Raw genomic sequence first — 15,948 nt, 5'->3', positions numbered from 1 at the left:
ACCCGCACCCGGTCCGCGCGGTCGCGCGGGCCGGGTGCGGCCGCGCCGGTGGAAGATGGCGCCGATGGACGTCGAGGAGAACGAGCCGCCGGCCGGCCCGGTGGACGCAGAGGTGGTCCTGCGACCGGAGAGCCTCATCCTCACCTTCTTCGGCGCGCACGTGCTGGGCCGGCCGGTCATGGTGGCCACGCCCGGCCTGATCGACGCGCTGGAGCGGGTCGGGGTGTCCCCGCACGCGACGCGGTCGGCGATCGCCCGGATGGTCAAGCGGGGTCGGCTGGCCAACCGGCGGCACGGCCGGTCGGTGTACCTGGGGCTCACGCCGGAGTCGGTGGCGGTGCTGGAGGACGGCTACACCCGGATCTGGCGGACCGGGGCGGTGAACCGGCACTGGGACGGCAGTTGGACGCTGCTGGCGTTCAACCTGCCCGACGCGTGGCAGCGGCAGCGGCACGAGCTGCGGACCCGGCTGCTGTGGGCGGGGTTCGGTCCGCTGCAGGGCGGGCTGTGGGCGGCGCCGGCGACCCCGGACGTGCCGACCGTGCTCGCCGGGCTGGAGGCGGCGGCGCACGTGCGGTCCTTCGTCGCGCGGACGACCGGTGACCTGGACCCGGCGACGATGCTGCGCCAGGTGTGGGACGTGCAGGGCCTGGCCCGCCGGTACGAGCGGTTCTGCGAGCGGTGGGACGGCGGGGAGGCCGACCGCCGGTTCACCGACCCCCTGGGCCGGCAGCTGGCGCTGCAAGAGGAGTGGCGGCTGGCGCAGCGGCAGGAGCCCTACCTGCCGCTGGAGCTGCTGCCGACGCCGTGGCCGGGCGAGGCGGCCCAGGCCCTGTTCCACCGCCTGCACGCGCAGGTGGAGAACGAGGCCCGGGCCGTGGTGGCGCGGGACGTGCAGACGATCCCGTCAGCGCTGGAAGGCGTGCCAGACAGCTGAGACGTCCTCGTCGCCGTGGCCGGAGTCGGCGGCGTTCGCGTACAGCGCGGTCAGCGCGTCGAGCAGCGTGCTGTCCACGCCCTGGGTCTGTGCGGCCAGCCGGACGTCCTTGAGCAGACCGGTCACCTCGAACGACGGCGTGAAGTCGCGGCCGAGGATCGCCTTGCCCTTCATCTGCAGGTAGGGCGTGTCGACGGCGCTGCCCTCCAAGGCGGTGAGCAGGTCAGCGGGGTCGACGCCGAGCTTGTCGGCAAGGGTGAGCGACTGCCCGATGCCGGCGGTGACGGTGGCGATCCAGGCGTTGGCGGCGATCTTCAGCGCCGACGCCTTCGGGGGCGCGCCGAGCCGGACGGTCTTGACGGAGATGGCGTCGAGGACGGGCTGGACGGCGTCCACGTCGGCGTCGTCGCCGGCGACGAGGGCGGTGAGCTTGCCCTGCTCGGCGGGGGCCTTGGTGCCGAGCACCGGGGCGTCGAGGAAGTGCACGCCGGCGTCAGCCGCCCGCTTCGCGAACTCCTCGGCGGCGTCCGGGCCGGTGGTGGAGGACTGCATCCAGATCGCACCCTCGTGCATGGCCGGCAGGACGTCGTCGGCGACGGACCGGACGGAGTCGGCGTCGAAGAGCATGGTGAGGACGACGTCGGCGCCCTCGACCGCCTCGGCGGCGGTCGCGGCGGCCCGGTCGCCGAACGGCTCGGCCTTCTCCGGGCTGCGGTTCCACACCCGGACGTCGAGGCCGGCGTCGACGAGCCGCTGGGCCATCGCCGCCCCCATCGTGCCGAGCCCGAGCACTGCCACCGACTGCACTGCCACCTGGTCCTCCTCCGGTCGTTGGTCCGGGCGAGGTGTGACCGGTCGTGGCGTCGTTGACACCTGGGGTCGGGCCGATGTGGCCGATCAGACCTCCAGCGGAGCCCGGTCCGGTGCGCCCAGGTAGACCGGGAACTGCTCGGGCGGCAGCGGCCGGCCGAACAGCCAGCCCTGCCCGAAGCGGCAGCCGACGTCGCGGACCAGGGCGTGCTGCTCCGCGGTCTCGACGCCCTCGGCCACCACGTCGAGCCCGAGCGAGTCGGCCAGCGCGACCAGGCTGCGCATGAGCTGGGCCCGGCGCGGCGAGCTGGCGACGGTTGCGGTGAAGGAGGCGTCGACCTTGAGGATGTCCACCGGGAGGGTGTCGAGCCGGCTGATCGAGGAGTAGCCGGTGCCGAAGTCGTCGAGGGCCACCACCACGCCCTCGGCCCGGAGGGCGCCCAATGCGGCGACGGCGGTGGCGGACTGGCCGTCCAGCGTCGACTCGGTCACCTCGAGGACGGTCTCGGTGGCCGGCCACCCGGTCGCGGCGAGCACGGCGCGCACCCGGGCGGGGTAGTCGGGGTCGCACAGCTCCTGGCCCGAGACGTTGACCCCCAGGCGCAGCCGCCGTCCGCTGCGGGCGTGCAGGTCGGCCAGCGCCTGGCAGGCGGTGCGCAGCACGTGCTCGCCCAGCGGGCCCATCAGCCCGTGGCGCTCGGCGACCTCGATGAACTGGTCGGGCGGGACCGGACCGTGCCCCGGCCGGTCCCAGCGGGCGAGCGCCTCGACGCCGACCACCTCGCCGTCGGCGAAGGCCACGACGGGCTGCAGGTGCACCCGCAGGTCACCCGCGGCGACGGCGGCGGCGAGCTCGCGGGAGATGGCCGAGACCTCGCCGCCCTCGAGCTCGAACCGGCCGCGCCCGGCGGCCTTGGCGGCGTAGAGCGCGGTGTCGGCGCGGCGCATCAGCTGGGCACCGCTCTCCCCGCCGACGTGCTCGGCGACGCCGCCGGACAGCTGCAGGTCGGGATGGTCGGCGCGGACCCGGCGCAGCACGTCGAGCGCCTCGGGGCCGCGTCGGCCCGGGAGCAGGACGGCGAACTCGTCGCCGCCGTGCCGGGCCAGCACCACCGGGCGCGGCAGAGCCCTGCGCCAGACGTCGGCGACCTGGCGGAGCACCGCGTCACCGGCCTCGTGACCCTGGGTGTCGTTGACCTGCTTGAAGCCGTCGAGGTCGAACAGCGCAGCCGCCAGCGGTTCCCCGGAGCGGTCGGCGCGGGCGACGGCGTCCTGGAGGGCCTGGTCTAAGCCGCGGCGGTTGTGCAGGTCGGTGAGGGCGTCGCGGGTGGCGCCGGAGGCGCGGAGCACGAGCCGCCGGGTCACGGCGCCGAGGGCGGTCATGACCATGCCGAGGGCGAGGGCCGCCGGCAGGCCGACGTCCTCGCGCAGGGTGAGCGCGGTGACGACGCCGACCAGGACGGCGACCAGGTGGACGGTGCCCGCGCGGAGGCTGAAGAAGAGGTAGGCGTCGAAGACCAGGAACGAGGTCATGGTGGCGACCGCGAGGGCGATGTCGGGGCCCGGGCTGAGCAGGACGGCCGCGTCGACCAGGGCGGCGGCGGAGACGACCAGGAGGTGGAAGGTCCACCGGGGCCAGCGCTGGCCCCACCGCAGGACGACCGGCGCGGACGACAACGCGACGAGCACGATCGCGACCATGCTCCAGCGGGCGGCGCCCGTGGTGCCGCCGCCCAGGGTGACCAGCAGCCCGGCGGAGCCGCCCACCGCGTAGAACACCGCGATCGTGGTCGCCATGGTGCGGGGCGTCGCGACCTCGGGTACGCGGGCTCGGTGCATGGCACGTGGTCGTCGTCGGGTTGCGCGTACTTGACGGTCTCGGAACCAAATCGCACGTGTTGTACCTCGGTGGGGTGACCACGCCACTGCCCCTGGGGTCGAGGCTCCTCGCTGTCGTGCGGCCTCAGTCTCCGTCGACCTCGGTCGCTTCGCCCACCCAGGCGCTGAAGACCGGGACGCCGTGCCACGCACCGCCCGCGGGGTCGAGGGCGACCGCGACGACGGCGTGCGGGTGGCCGAACCGGAGCGTGACCTCGCGGACCAGACCCCGGTGCGGCAACGCTGCCGACGCCCGGACCGCCAGGGCGCTGACCGCGGCCGCGCGGAACCCGGTCCGGTGGAAGGAGGCCACCGCCACCTGCCGCGCCTCCGCCTCGAGCGGCCCGGGCGCGAGGAGCCCCATCACGGCTTCGGCACCGTCGCCGATGCCGGGCCAGGCCATCAGGTCGTGGTCGGACGCCGCCGTCCAGGCCGGCAGGAAGGCCCGCACCACCGACCGCTGACCGCCCCACGTCTCCCGCTCGCCCTCGGCGACCTCGACGACCGGCCCCTCCCCGAGCTCGAGGTCGAACGGGTCGACCGGCTCGGGCCCGCCGCCGAGCGCCTCGGCGACGGCGAGTTCGTGGGCGGCCGCGAGGACGTCGGCCGCCGGTCGCGCCGGGTCGGCGGCGGCGACGGTCGCGACGAGCAGGCCGGTGGTCGCCCGGTGCGCGAGGAAGGCGACGTCGCCGGCGGCCTCCGTGCGGTGCACCGAGGGGGCGCTGTCCCACGCCGCCTGCAGGACCCGCTGGACGTGCCGGCCGAGCGGCGCCCCGGGGCCCAGGGACACCGCCGGGGCGACGTCGAGCGGCTGGCGCCAGCCTACCTGGATGGCGAGCGCGCTGGCGAGGACGACCAGGGCGTCGGCGACGGCGACGGGGAGCGGGTGATCTGGCCGTCGGTGGTCCGGGCGGCCTAGGCGTCGGCCTCCTCCTGCGTCGGGACGCGGGTGTCGAAGGTCGTGCCCGCGGGCAGCGCGCCGCCCCACTCGACGAGCGCCGCCGTCGTGGCGTCGAGGTCGGCCCAGGCGGCGGAGGCGGCGCGCACCACGTCGTGCCGGGAGCTGACCAGGTCCCCGGCGAGCCGGACCGCCTCGGGCACGGGCAAGCCGAGGACGTCGCCGATCCGGGCCTGCAGGGCGGAGCCCGGCGGGGCGGCCGGTGCGGCGATCGCCAGCAGCAGCCAGGCTCCCAGCGGGGAGGCGACCCAATGCCCGTCCGCCATCTCGCGGTGGCACAGGTCCGCATAGCGGCTGATGAGGTCCGGCAGCCGGGGCGCGCTCTCGTCGGCGGCGGGTCCGGGCAGCTCGGGCGACGTCATGCCGCCACCCTGCCGGTCCGGGCGTGGTGGATCCACAGGTCCGCGCGGGCCATGGTGTCGCGGGCGCCGGCCCGGGACCCTCGCCGCGTGCCGACGCCACCCCCGCACCCGGGCTCCTCCTCGATGGAGCTCACGGCGCGGATGCGGCGGGTGCGGAAGCGGGACAACGGCCCGGAGATGGCGGTGCGCCGGCGGCTGCACGCCGCGGGGCTGCGCTACCGGGTGGCGTTCCGCGTGCCCGGGCAGCGCCGGCGCTCGATAGACATCGCGTTCACCCGGGTCAAGTTGGCGGTGTTCATCGACGGCTGCTTCTGGCACGCCTGCCCCGAGCACCTGCACATCCCGCGGGCCAACTCGGCGTGGTGGGTGGTCAAGCTGGAGACCAATCAGCTGCGCGACCTGTCGGTGACGGCGCAGCTGGAGGGGATGGGGTGGACGGTGCTCCGGTTCTAGGAGCACGAGGACCCTGAAGAGGTCGCTAGGCAGGTGCAGCTCGCCCCTTCGAATCAGGGGCGTCGGCACCGCAATGATCTGCCGTGGCCACAACCGACCGGTCCCAGCCGGCGTCGGGCCGAGGCCCGGCCAGCCCTCACGCCACGGGGAAGTTCCGCGTCGCGTAGCGACCGATCGAGCGCATACCGACCACGTTCACCGAGGAGCCGACGCCGCCGCCTACGAGCGGCACGAGCTTCGTCAAGTTGACGACTCCCGTGGTCCCCGCCTTGGTCACCAGGCGGAACCCGACCTTCTTGTTGATGTCGATGAGCACTCGACCAGGAACCTTCTTCAAAGCTGCCACCGCAGCGCGTGTGCCGAGGTCCACCCCGAACTCGGCTGCAATCGCGACTCCGCTCGCGCCCAAGGTGGTCATGGCGACAATGCTCCGCACCTCGTCGGAATCGAGGTCGTAACCACGAAGGTGTGCAACCGCAGCGGCGCAGCGCGACGCCTGCATGTAGAAGACCCCGACGTCGGTCGGCACGGTGATGGGCAGGGTAAGGAGCCCACCCAAACCGGTTGCGAAGCCACTCATACCGACCAGACGCGTGTGCGTTGCGATGACCTTCTGGACGGCCTTCTCGACGTCGCCATGACGTGCCAGGTGCTCGTCGGCGATCATCTGCGCGCTCTTGAACGGACCCTTGCCCTTGATGCTCACCGCGAGCACGTTGCTGACGACTGCCTGGGCCTTCGACTCGTCGTGCTCACGCACAGTCAGCTCGGTCATAAGGGTCTCCTCATCACGCGACCTCGCGGCCGCTATCTCGGGTGATAGTCCAGCCCGATCTCCCGCCACCATCTGCATGCTCGGCCAATGGGGCGCGGACGTCGGGCAGCCGCGCCGTTCCGAATCACCCGGGTTCCCCATCGGGCCCTCAGGTCCCACAGATCCCACGCATCGTGGGCTCGCATCGCGCTCACCCCCGCTCCGGTCAGCGAAGCAGAGCCGCCCACCGGTCGACCTTGACGACCGCTACGTCGAAGCACCCGCACGGCGTTTGCAGCCGGCCGCGCCACTCCGGGCGCTTGGCCAAGTCGGGCACGACCACGGCTGCTCGCACCTTTCCGGTCCAGCTCGTGGTCGTTGACCTAGGCGTCCAGCCGGTCGGCCGAGTGAATGGAGTGCCGGTACAGGACTGCCTGCCCGATTGCGTGCCGGTAGTAGCGGCCGACCGCACCCGCGCCGGACACCTTCATCCCGATGGCCCACGGCACGCCGCCGTCGCGCAGCAGAGCATCGAGGTAGCGAGCGGGGTTCGCCGGGTCGAGCCCGCAACGCTCCGCACCCCTTTACTGGCGGCACCGGCTGGCCGTCGTGCAGGCCGACGACAATCGGGGCACCTCGGCGGCTGCCCTTCAGGCGCCCAGCCGTTCGGCCACAGGCTGGGCAATCGCCCGGGCCAGCGGCGGCGGCACAGCATTCCCGATCTGGCGGGCAATCTCGGTCTTCGTGCCGCACCAGACGTGACGCGCGTCGAAGCCCTGCACGACCGCGGCCTCGGCGTGGGTAAGCGCGCGGTTGATCTGCTCCCCGCCGTTCTCCCACTGCGGGTGGAGAAAGCGCCCCTTCTCCGGTTTGAAGAACTCCGTACGGATGGTCACGGCAGGCTCGTCCCATCGGAGCCGCCCGAGCACGTCACCGGCCCCCTTCGTGTGCTTACGCCAGCAGGGGTACTGGAGCTCATCCGGGAGCGCGAATCGGCTCTGCCCCGGCTGGATGTGCGCATAGCGGATCAGCGATTTCAAGTCATAGTTGCGGGTGACGTGCAATTCCCGGAGCTCGAATGCGCCAGGCACCTCACCACCTTGGAAGTCGACCGAGCGATCCGGGAGGCGCTCCGCCCGGACGGGCAGTTCAAGAACGAGGGGTCCGCCAGCGAACGCATCGCGGAGGCTGACCCACCGGTCTCGACCCTCCGCCGGGCGCCTTGCGTGAGTCGGAGCAGGTTCGGCGATCGGACCGATACTCGAGCCGACGATGACCGTTCGGACGCGTTTCTGAGGAGCGCCGTAGTCGGCGGCGTTCAGCCGGAAGACCTGGGTACGAAAGTCAGCAAGTTCCCCTCCCTCGCCGGCTGCATCTCGGAGTCGTTGAAACTCCAACGTCTTCGCGAACCGATCGACGTTCTCGAAAACGAACATGCGGGCGTCCGAATCACGGACGACCCGGACGAACTGCCGCCAGAGCTGATTGCGAACATCCGTGGGGTCCCGCTTACCGAGCGCCGAGAAGCCCTGACACGGAGGCCCCCCGACGACGAGATCCACGGAGGGCACATTCGTGAATCCGGCTATGTCGCCCGTGTAGGTGTGAAGTCCGGTCGGATCGAAGTTGGCGGCGTAGGTCGCTGCCGCTGCTCGATCCAGCTCCACACCACCGACGCCATCGAAGCTGCCCTGATCGATAAACCCACGGGTCAGTCCCCCGCAACCCGCGAACAGATCGAGCATGGTGAATTTGGTCCCCGGCACGCACTCACGTTAGCCGGCAGCGGCCACAGCTCCGACCAGCGACGCCTAGCCGTCCCATCCACGACCACGACGGGACGGCACCTTTCGAACTCTGCGGACACTGGACGCAGCACACGCCTCATCAGTCACTGCGGTCCCGACCTCACCAGGAGGCGAGACCGACCGGACTCGCCTGACGGCCGCGTGCTTACGCTCACCGCAGCAGGCCAACGGAGGGGTTGCAATGACGACTGGCACAGACGAACAGGTCGACCAGCTCTACCAGGTCTTCCTTCGGTTCACACAGTCCATGACACCGCACGACGCAGTGAAGAACCTGCAACTGTTCGGTGCGGACGCTTCGATCATCCGAGCGGTCCGAGAGCGGCACGATGCCGAGAGTCTGAAGATCCGCAACCTGGACGAGCCGTCCTCCGTTTTTCTGGACGGCCGCCAGACCTGGTACACGGGTCCGGACATGGAGAACGACCGCAACTGGCCGGCTCTCGAGTCGACCATGCAGCGCAAGGGCTTCGGCTCAGAGAACGTCGCGTCGATCGACAAGTCCTCTACGAAGATCGTCGCGCTCCTCGAGCATCCGAAGCAGGACACCTTCCGCACGCGTGGTCTGGTCGTCGGCTTCGTACAGTCGGGAAAGACCACCAACTTCACCGCTGTGATGGCCAAGGCGGCCGACCGTGGTTACCGCCTGTTCATCGTTCTGTCGGGCATCCACAACACGCTTCGCCGACAGACGCAGATCCGTTTGGTCAAGGACCTGGTGGAGGCCAACCCCGGGCAGTGGCACCAGGTCACGAGCGAGACGCATGACTTCGTGCCCCCGCCAAACCCGAAAGCCTTCTTCGCTTCGACCGACCAGCGCTTGCTCCTGGTGGTCAAGAAGAATGCTGCGGTCCTTCGGAAGCTGAGGACCTGGCTAGCCAACGCGGGTGAATACCTTGAGGATTGTCCGACCCTGATCATCGACGATGAGGCCGACCAGTCGACCGTCGCGACGTCGAAGATCAACCCGTTGCTGTTCGACGTCCTGGCCAAATTTCCCCGCGTCGGTTACGTGGGCTACACGGCGACCCCGTTCGCAAACCTGCTGATCGATCCCTCGGTAGAGGAGGACTTCTATCCGAGGGACTTCATCGTCAACCTCCCGCAGCCGGACGGCTATCACGGCGCAGAGGTCCTCTTTGGTCGCGACCTGCTTGACGGCGAGGACCCGGCCGACCTCCCTGGCGGCCACGACATGATCCGCACCGTCCCGGACGACGAGGTGGCCGACCTCAAGCCACGGAACAAGAAGGAAGCGTCAACTTTCCAGCCAGCCCTCACGCACTCGCTGCAGGCAGCGGTCGAATGGTTCTGGTTGGCGACTGCCGCACGGCGCGTGCGAGGCGGCGGCAACCCTCACTCGACGATGCTCGTCCACACGACGACCGAGACCTTGGTCCACGAGGCGTTCAAGGACCCGCTGCTGAGCTTTCGCTCGTCGACTCTGGCCCGCTTGGAGCGCAACGACGAGCGGACGATCGATCGTCTGCGATCGACCTGGGAGCGGGAAACGGGCCTGGTCCCATCAGCCGGGTTCGGTGAACAGCCGATCGCTTTCGAGGCTGTCCTCGAATCGATGTCCGCCGTCGTCCGCGACACGCGCATCATCATCGACAACTACCGCAGCACCGACCGGCTGAACTACGAGTCCGGCCCCGTCACTGCGATCGCGATCGGTGGAAACACTCTGTCCCGGGGCCTGACGCTCGAGGGATTGGTGTCGAGCCTCTTCGTGCGGGCCGTGTCCGCCTACGACACCTTGCTCCAGATGGGTCGGTGGTTCGGCTACCGGACGGGCTACGGCGACCTACCGCGAATTTGGATGACCGACGAGCTGAAGGAGTGGTTCAGTCATCTGGCCACCGTCGAGGCGGACATGCGCCGGGACATCGACCGTTACATGCACAACCCCGCGGAGACGCCCCTGACGTTCGCCGTCCGCCTCAGGTCGCATCCGAAGATGAGCATCACCGCCAAGGCGAAGATGAAATCAGCGGTACTGGCGCACGCTGCCTACGGGGGAACTCTCGTCGAGTCGCGTTTCTTCGACGTCAGCCCCGGCGGGGCGGAAATCCTGGCGTCGAACGCCGCGGCCGCTCGATCCTTGATCGGTGACGCCCAACGTCACGGGGTGAGGGAGACGCCGCCGCGAGAGGAGACCGCCCTGTTCACCCAGGTACCCCATGACGACGTCAAGGCGTTCCTCCTGAAGTACGCCTTCGATGAGCGCAGCTCAGACGGTGACCGCACTAGGCTGATCGAATACATCGCCAAGCGCGTCAGCAAGGGCGCCCTTGGGCAATGGAGTGTCGCGGTTGTCGGAAACTCCCGCCCCGGCGCGACAACCCTCCGCTGCGACCTTGGCAATGAAGTGGCCGTACGAATGGTCAAGCGCTCCCGTCTGGGACACCATTCTGATCCCGTCCTCGACGCGGTCGCGGACATAAAGACATTGAGCAGCCGCCGCGACGAGACCATCGACCTCGTCGTCGATGGGGAGGACATCGGCAGCCGCGACCAGATCCTCGGCCTACGTAATGCCCAGCGCCCGGACCAGGGCCTGCTGCTGATCTATCCGATCGAGCCTGAGTCGAACACCGACCGGGCCGGGCGTGTGCCCCTGGCTGCACCTACCGACGATGTGGTCGTCGGGGTGGCCCTCGTCTTCCCGAAGCCCCGACCTGGCACATCCGACTCGGACGTCGAGTACTGGAGCGCCGATTTGTCGAACGTCGTCGTGGAGGAGGAGGACCTGTCGGTCCTGGAGCAGGACGACGAGGCCGCGTGACCGTCGACTCCGCCGACCTGGAGCGGCTCTGGTCGGTCCTCGAGCAGCAGCCGGTCATTGCGGCCTTCCGCTCGGTCTCGATCGGCACCCGCACTCCTCCCGGCGAGCTCCAGGTCGCTGTCGACGCTTTCGGACACCGGCATCTGCTGGTGCCACTCGCCGCTGGGCACAGCCTGAAGGAGGCGATCAACGGCGAGGCCGTCGTCCTGCGCCGGCGGGCCCTGGAGGACGAGCGAAGCTATCAGCAGTACGCCTCGCTCGAGCTCGTGGACGAACGGTTGAAGGACCTGTTCACGGCTCTCTGCGTTGAGGTGACCGACCGGATCAACGCTGCCCCGGACCGTGCTGTAGCCGCGTTGCGCGACGTATTGAAGGACTGGCGCTCGCTGCTCGCCGGCGCTCGCCCCCTCTTGACGCCGTCGGCGTTGGCGGGGCTTTTCGGTGAACTGCATTTTCTCCGCTCGCTGATCGCAGCCGACCCCGGCGCTGTCGCCTTCTGGACCGGTCCTACGGGCTCCGCCCAGGACTTCCACCGCGGCTCTCGAGCCGTCGAGGTCAAGACGACTGCGGCGCCCGAGGGAAGGATGGTCCGCGTTCACGGTGTCGACCAGCTGGACGGCAGCCCCGAGGGCGGACTCGTCCTCCTCTGGCTTCGGGTGCGCAATCAGCAAGGCATTTCCGTCCCGGATCTCGTCGACGACATCCTGGCGCTGACCGACGACACCGCCAGTTTCCGGATGTTGCTGCGAAAGGCCGGCTATGACGAGAGGGACCGAGAAGTGTACGCACGGACGGCCTTCGACGTGGTCGAGAGCAGGACGTATCAGGTCGGCCGTGGTTTTCCCCGGATCACGACACATGGCCTCACCGGTGATGCTGCTCTGAGTGGAGTTGACCAGATCGACTACACGGTCGATCTGGACGCCCCGCCAGCCCTCGCCCACCACACGCACGTCGAGCCGACGCGCTTTCTCCTGGAACACGCATGACCACGCCGCGCTGGTGGTCACAACCCTTTCCTCCGACGGGCGCGATCGCGTCCGAGGGCATCCGCAACCAGCTCGGGCGGCCACCCGTCGACCCACTCACAGTGTTCGTCCGCGAAACCGCACAGAACTCGTGGGACGCACGGTTGCCCGGTGTCGAGACGACCTACCGGCTCGAGCTGACCAGCGTCGCGCCTGCCCACCGGCCAAACTGGGAGCGACTTCTGACCCCGCCGATCAGCGTCCAGGACCATCTGGGCGTCGGCCGCGTGGTGCGGACCGCCAACCTCCGGCTGCTGTCGGTGGTCGACCGTGGGACCAAGGGCCTTGGGGGCCCGACACGCGCCGATCAGTTGGCCGAAGGCCGTCGTGACTGGATTTCTTTCGTGCTGAATGTCGGGGAGAAGCGGGACACCGCGCAGGGCGGTGGTACCTACGGCTACGGCAAGGCGGTGCTGTACCGCCTCTCCCGGGTCGGCACCATCCTGGTGTACACGCGTACGGCAGGCGAGGACAATGTCCTGAACTCACGCCTCATCGGTATCGCGCTGGGGAGCTCCTTCGACAGTCGGGAACGGGTGGATCAGGAAAGCCGCCCTTTCACCGGACGTCATTGGTGGGGTGACGTACAAGAAGGCCACGTCGAGCCGCTCATCGGGGAGGACGCCGACGAAGTGGCACGGGCACTCGGTCTCACCCTATTCGCCCCGGGCGAGTCAGGAACCACTTTGGTCGTCATCGACCCCGACCTCGACCACCTGGAGGATGTCGACCAGGCGGCCGACCACCTGGCCGAGACGATCTCCTGGCAGCTCTGGCCGATCATGCTGCCCGAGCGCGGCACGGAGCGTCTCGTACCCGAGGTCACCGCGAATGGGCGTTCGTTCGCCCCGCCCGATCCAGCGCGGTCCTATCCCCTGCGGATGTTCGTGTCGGCCTACCGCCGCCTACCGACGGACGCCGCTCGCACATTGGAGTGCCGAAACCCGCGTCAGCGCCTGGGCAGATTCGCGCTGGACCGCCAGGTAGTAGTGCCGATGCAGCCCAACGCTGTTTCCCTGGCCGCATCGTTCGCGGGTGTGGACGGGGACCCCCACCACGTCTGCTTGATGCGCTCACCCGAGTTGGTCGTCCGCTATCACGAGGGCCCGACCACCAGCTCCGTGCACAGCGTCTACGCGGGTGTATTCCGGGCCGACGACGAGCTTGACGACGTGTATGCGGCTGCTGAGCCGCCCACCCATGACAACTGGGTCTTCGAGCAGCTCACAGGTACGGAACGCACCTTCGTTCGTGTGACGTTCCAGCGGCTCCGGGAAGTCCTCGGGGTCTTCCGTGCGCCCACACAGGGCGCCGCGTCGACCAGCTCGCGTACCGCCCTGGGCGCGGTGAGCAACTACCTGGGTGGCCTGGTCGCCTCGGCGTTTGCCTCGCCAGCCGATCAGACGCCCACCACGCCCGGTGAGCGCAGGAAAGGATCAGCGAGGTCATCCATCGGTGAGAGCGGCTCGGGGACCGGCGAAACAGGTCCACAGAAACCCGGCACCTCCAGCCGGACGCGGATCGTCACCATTGTCGAACCACACGTCGAGGACGACGCGGGCAGCGTTGTTCTCATCGCCCGGTATGCGGTGACCGCACAAGGACCCGTCCGGCTGGAGGCGAGGCTGTCCATCGCGACGTTAGAAGGACGAGAGGACGACCCGCCCGCGGGTGCAGCCCGACCACGCGTGAAGCACTGGCGGACCGTCGACGGCGTTGTCGCGGCGAACGCGTGCGTGGTGGACGGTCCGACGGAGGTCGATCTCGTGGTCGTCCCCGTGGCGGACACGGCCACGGACATCTCGGTCATCGCGACCAGTCCGGCCGATGACGCCGTGGAGGTGAGTCGGTGAGCCGCGTCTTCCCGTTCCTCCGTCCACCATCGGACGTCGTCAGCGTCGGCCCCTGGTCTCGATTGACCCCCGACGGGGCAGAGCCGCTCACCGATACTCTGCCCGACTGGGACTACAGCACCACTCTTGCCCTCCACCGAGCGGGCTCCGTCGATGGACTACGCCTTCGCCGACTGTCTGGGCTGCCCATCGGCGCCACTCTTGATGTCAGCGTGCAGTGGTTCGCCAGCAACTCCGCGCTGCGAGGTCGCGCCTGGCGGATCGGTCTCCCCGCGGAGGACGGCTTCGAGACAAACATCGATTTCCGCTTACCCGGGGATGATCTTGGAGGTCATCTTGAGCTGATCACCAGCGTCATCCTGCGGGCATCCGCGCCGGGAGCCTCTCCTGCAGCAGCAACCAGACCCGGGAGTGTCCTGTGGTCGGACAGGCATCGCCTCAAGCTGGAAGCGGACAACACCCTCTTCCCCATCGCCACCGCCGATTTCCACGATTTGCCCTATCCGACCGGCGCAGCCTGGTATCTCCACATCGACGAGGACCTCGAGTCCGCGGCACTCGGGTCGATCCTCCTGCTCCTCAACGAGCGTCACGCTGTGGTCATGCGTGCCGTCGAGGCCGCCTCTGCGCCGACAGAGGCCGATCGCCGAGTCCTATCCGCTCTGCGGACGGACGTAATGCGGGTCCTGCTGGATAAGGCACTGACTCTCGATGACCTCAATGATCATGTCGAATACCCGATCGGGTCGCTGGGGGCAGTTCTCCTCAACGTGGCCCGGATCGCTTTCCCGGCGTTCTCCTTGGAAGCTCTCCGCCGAGAACGCCAGACAGCGCCCGCCCTGTTCAGCAGTCGCGTTCAGGACGCATCACAGCTCCTGGTGGAACCGTGAGCGTCCTCTATCCGCGTCTCCTCGGGGACACAGCGAAACGCCTGCACCAGGAGTACCAGCAGGTCCCGATAGCGGAGCTGAGCAGCCAGCATGCGTTACGTCATCCTGCCGCCGTCTTCGCTGCGACTGGCGGTCGCCGGGTCACCGAAGAGGAGCTCCAACGCCTTCGTGACGACGTCCTGGAGATCGCCGGCCGTGCTGGTTTCCCCAAGGAGGGGCGACGCCAGGACCGCGTGATGTTCGACCTGGAGATCGCTCAGCTGCTCCACCAGCGGTGCGGACTAGTCGCCGGCGAGGCCGCCGTCCGATCCATCTGGGCCTTCATCGCGTTGGTGTTGCTGCCCGACGTCTCGTACTGGCGGTATCCCCGACCTCCTGGGGACCGGGTTCTCGGGACGGACATCACCCGACACGTCTGGGGTCGGCTCTGGTGGCGCGCCCACCTGCTCGCGTTACCGCAGCGGTTCGAGCCCTACCGACTGCTGGACACTTTCGGCGAGGCTGCCTTTGACCAGATTTTCGCGAGACGGCGATCGATCGGGGGCAGTCGGGTCCTGATCCGGACGCTCGCCGACATATGGCCGTCGATCGACCGCTCGGGCGCGCCGGAACGGGACGTCCTCGTCGACGTGCTCAAGCGGTTATCCCGGTGGGGCGCTGTCGTGGACTTCGAGGCGCTCGACCAGAACGAACTGCGCCGACAGGTGCAGGACGCCGCAGACGAGGCCGTCGCTGTCCTACGGGCGCAGAGCCAGATTGCCGGCCCTCGTCACGCCGATGCCTGACGATCGGGCGTGGGCGGCCGGACCACACGCTCGATGACGTCCACCACGGCGATCGGGTCCTCGTGCTCCCAGAAACGCAACACCGTCCAGCCCAGGGCGCGTAGTCGGTCATCGGTCTCGCGGTCCCGGACGACGTTGCGCTGAAGCTTGGCCGCCCACCAGTCGCTGTTCGACTTGGGAGCAGTCGCATGCACGGGGCACGAATGCCAGAAGCAGCCATCGACGAAGATGGTCACGCGCTGACGGGTGAAGACGATGTCCGGCCGTCGGCGCGGCAGGCCGGGCACCGGTGTGTCGACCCGATACCTCAGTCCTCGCCGATGAGCCTCACGGCGGATCGCCACTTCGGGCGCAGTGTCCCTACGTCGAGCACGACTCATCCGGGCCGCGACCCCTGCGCTGGAGGCAGGCGGGCGTTCGTCCACCACGGACCCTCCTGACCTGGCATTTGACTCGGTGAGCAACCGGGTGTTACCCCGGCAGGCACCCCACCGAGACCCGGCGGGACAAATTGTCAGACGGCGCGCTTACCGTCCTCCCCAACAGACGATCGATAGTGTGGTCCCCACGACGCGCGTGCCACCGCGACGGCATGCGCCAGCATGAAACGGCGGTGCAACCTCGGTGCGGGAAGCTGACCCCGA

15 protein-coding genes are annotated in these 15,948 nt (G+C 69.3%); 7 read left to right on the top strand and 8 right to left on the bottom strand.

The window, feature by feature from the left end; all coding sequences use genetic code 11:
* The first annotated feature begins 64 nt into the window (after positions 1-64).
* Positions 65-937 carry a PaaX family transcriptional regulator gene (locus BM158_RS12360; protein WP_091561072.1) on the top strand — a complete coding sequence of 291 codons (873 nt, stop codon included), beginning with the start codon at positions 65-67 and terminating at the stop codon, positions 935-937.
* Here the strand turns inward: BM158_RS12360 and BM158_RS12355 are convergent.
* The 4 genes from BM158_RS12355 to BM158_RS12340 all read right to left on the bottom strand — a co-directional run bounded on the left by BM158_RS12355 (position 908) and on the right by BM158_RS12340 (position 4,945).
* Entirely contained in the window at positions 908-1,810 is a 903-nt protein-coding gene (locus BM158_RS12355; protein WP_341349809.1) for an NAD(P)-dependent oxidoreductase, read from the bottom strand. The two genes, BM158_RS12360 and BM158_RS12355, sit on opposite strands and share 30 nt — an antisense overlap.
* A gap of 24 nt (positions 1,811-1,834) precedes the next feature.
* Entirely contained in the window at positions 1,835-3,544 is a 1,710-nt protein-coding gene (locus BM158_RS12350) for a putative bifunctional diguanylate cyclase/phosphodiesterase (protein ID WP_165628919.1), read from the bottom strand.
* A 166-nt stretch (positions 3,545-3,710) separates the two neighbouring features.
* Positions 3,711-4,415: a hypothetical protein gene (locus BM158_RS12345; protein WP_091559071.1), complete on the bottom strand. Its 705-nt coding sequence runs from the start codon at positions 4,413-4,415 to the stop codon at positions 3,711-3,713.
* A gap of 125 nt (positions 4,416-4,540) precedes the next feature.
* Positions 4,541-4,945: a hypothetical protein gene (locus BM158_RS12340; RefSeq protein WP_091559067.1), complete on the bottom strand. Its 405-nt coding sequence runs from the start codon at positions 4,943-4,945 to the stop codon at positions 4,541-4,543.
* 87 nt (positions 4,946-5,032) lie between these two features.
* On the opposite strand from BM158_RS12340, the gene BM158_RS12335 reads away from it, so the two are divergent.
* On the top strand, positions 5,033-5,398 hold the full coding sequence (locus BM158_RS12335; protein ID WP_229827440.1) for a very short patch repair endonuclease: 366 nt from the start codon (positions 5,033-5,035) through the stop codon (positions 5,396-5,398).
* Positions 5,399-5,534: 136 nt separating this feature from the next.
* On the opposite strand, the gene BM158_RS12330 is transcribed toward BM158_RS12335, so the two are convergent.
* From BM158_RS12330 to BM158_RS12325, 3 genes are all read right to left on the bottom strand, one after another.
* Positions 5,535-6,173, bottom strand: coding sequence for an EcsC family protein (locus BM158_RS12330; protein ID WP_091559063.1), 639 nt, complete (start codon positions 6,171-6,173; stop codon positions 5,535-5,537).
* Positions 6,174-6,535: 362 nt separating this feature from the next.
* Positions 6,536-6,661: a hypothetical protein gene (locus BM158_RS22710; RefSeq protein WP_268247896.1), complete on the bottom strand. Its 126-nt coding sequence runs from the start codon at positions 6,659-6,661 to the stop codon at positions 6,536-6,538.
* Between the two features lie 141 nt (positions 6,662-6,802).
* Positions 6,803-7,918 (bottom strand): DNA cytosine methyltransferase, encoded by a 1,116-nt coding sequence (locus BM158_RS12325; RefSeq protein ID WP_091559059.1) that lies wholly within the window; start codon positions 7,916-7,918, stop codon positions 6,803-6,805.
* Between the two features lie 223 nt (positions 7,919-8,141).
* Here BM158_RS12325 and BM158_RS12320 point away from each other — a divergent pair, with 223 nt between their 5' ends.
* From BM158_RS12320 to BM158_RS12300, 5 genes are read left to right on the top strand one after another with little or no spacing between them, the layout of a single operon-like run.
* Entirely contained in the window at positions 8,142-10,748 is a 2,607-nt protein-coding gene (locus BM158_RS12320) for a Z1 domain-containing protein (protein WP_091559055.1), read from the top strand.
* Entirely contained in the window at positions 10,745-11,737 is a 993-nt protein-coding gene (locus BM158_RS12315; RefSeq protein ID WP_165628918.1) for a PD-(D/E)XK motif protein, read from the top strand. Before BM158_RS12320 ends, BM158_RS12315 begins: the two co-directional genes overlap by 4 nt.
* Complete coding sequence (locus BM158_RS12310) at positions 11,734-13,629, top strand: hypothetical protein (RefSeq protein WP_131802034.1); 1,896 nt, start codon at positions 11,734-11,736, stop codon at positions 13,627-13,629. Before BM158_RS12315 ends, BM158_RS12310 begins: the two co-directional genes overlap by 4 nt.
* Positions 13,626-14,519 (top strand): hypothetical protein, encoded by an 894-nt coding sequence (locus tag BM158_RS12305; protein WP_091559044.1) that lies wholly within the window; start codon positions 13,626-13,628, stop codon positions 14,517-14,519. Before BM158_RS12310 ends, BM158_RS12305 begins: the two co-directional genes overlap by 4 nt.
* A complete protein-coding gene (locus tag BM158_RS12300) occupies positions 14,516-15,304 on the top strand; it encodes a DUF6339 family protein (RefSeq protein WP_091559041.1) in 789 nt (262 codons plus the stop codon). Before BM158_RS12305 ends, BM158_RS12300 begins: the two co-directional genes overlap by 4 nt.
* Here the strand turns inward: BM158_RS12300 and BM158_RS12295 are convergent.
* The gene (locus BM158_RS12295) at positions 15,289-15,684 is read right to left on the bottom strand and encodes a very short patch repair endonuclease (RefSeq protein ID WP_091561061.1); all 396 of its coding nucleotides are present in this window, start codon (positions 15,682-15,684) and stop codon (positions 15,289-15,291) included. The genes BM158_RS12300 and BM158_RS12295 overlap by 16 nt on opposite strands.
* Positions 15,685-15,948: the final 264 nt, after the last annotated feature.

The sequence above is a fragment of the Klenkia taihuensis genome, from assembly GCF_900112525.1.
Taxonomy (GTDB): Bacteria; Actinomycetota; Actinomycetes; order Mycobacteriales; family Geodermatophilaceae; genus Klenkia; species Klenkia taihuensis.
The sequence above is the reverse complement of the archived record's forward strand: the minus strand, read 5'-3'. Positions and strand labels throughout refer to the sequence as shown.

Excerpts from the sequence above, each read along its gene's own strand:
- BM158_RS12360 (WP_091561072.1), top strand. The coding sequence starts at position 65 with ATGGACGTCGAGGAGAACGAGCCGCCGGCCGGCCCGGTGGACGCAGAG.
- BM158_RS12350 (WP_165628919.1), bottom strand. The coding sequence starts at position 3,544 with ATGGCGACCACGATCGCGGTGTTCTACGCGGTGGGCGGCTCCGCCGGG.
- BM158_RS12340 (WP_091559067.1), bottom strand. The coding sequence starts at position 4,945 with ATGACGTCGCCCGAGCTGCCCGGACCCGCCGCCGACGAGAGCGCGCCC.
- BM158_RS12330 (WP_091559063.1), bottom strand. The coding sequence starts at position 6,173 with ATGACCGAGCTGACTGTGCGTGAGCACGACGAGTCGAAGGCCCAGGCA.
- BM158_RS12320 (WP_091559055.1), top strand. The coding sequence starts at position 8,142 with ATGACGACTGGCACAGACGAACAGGTCGACCAGCTCTACCAGGTCTTC.
- BM158_RS12310 (WP_131802034.1), top strand. The coding sequence starts at position 11,734 with ATGACCACGCCGCGCTGGTGGTCACAACCCTTTCCTCCGACGGGCGCG.
- BM158_RS12295 (WP_091561061.1), bottom strand. The coding sequence starts at position 15,684 with ATGAGTCGTGCTCGACGTAGGGACACTGCGCCCGAAGTGGCGATCCGC.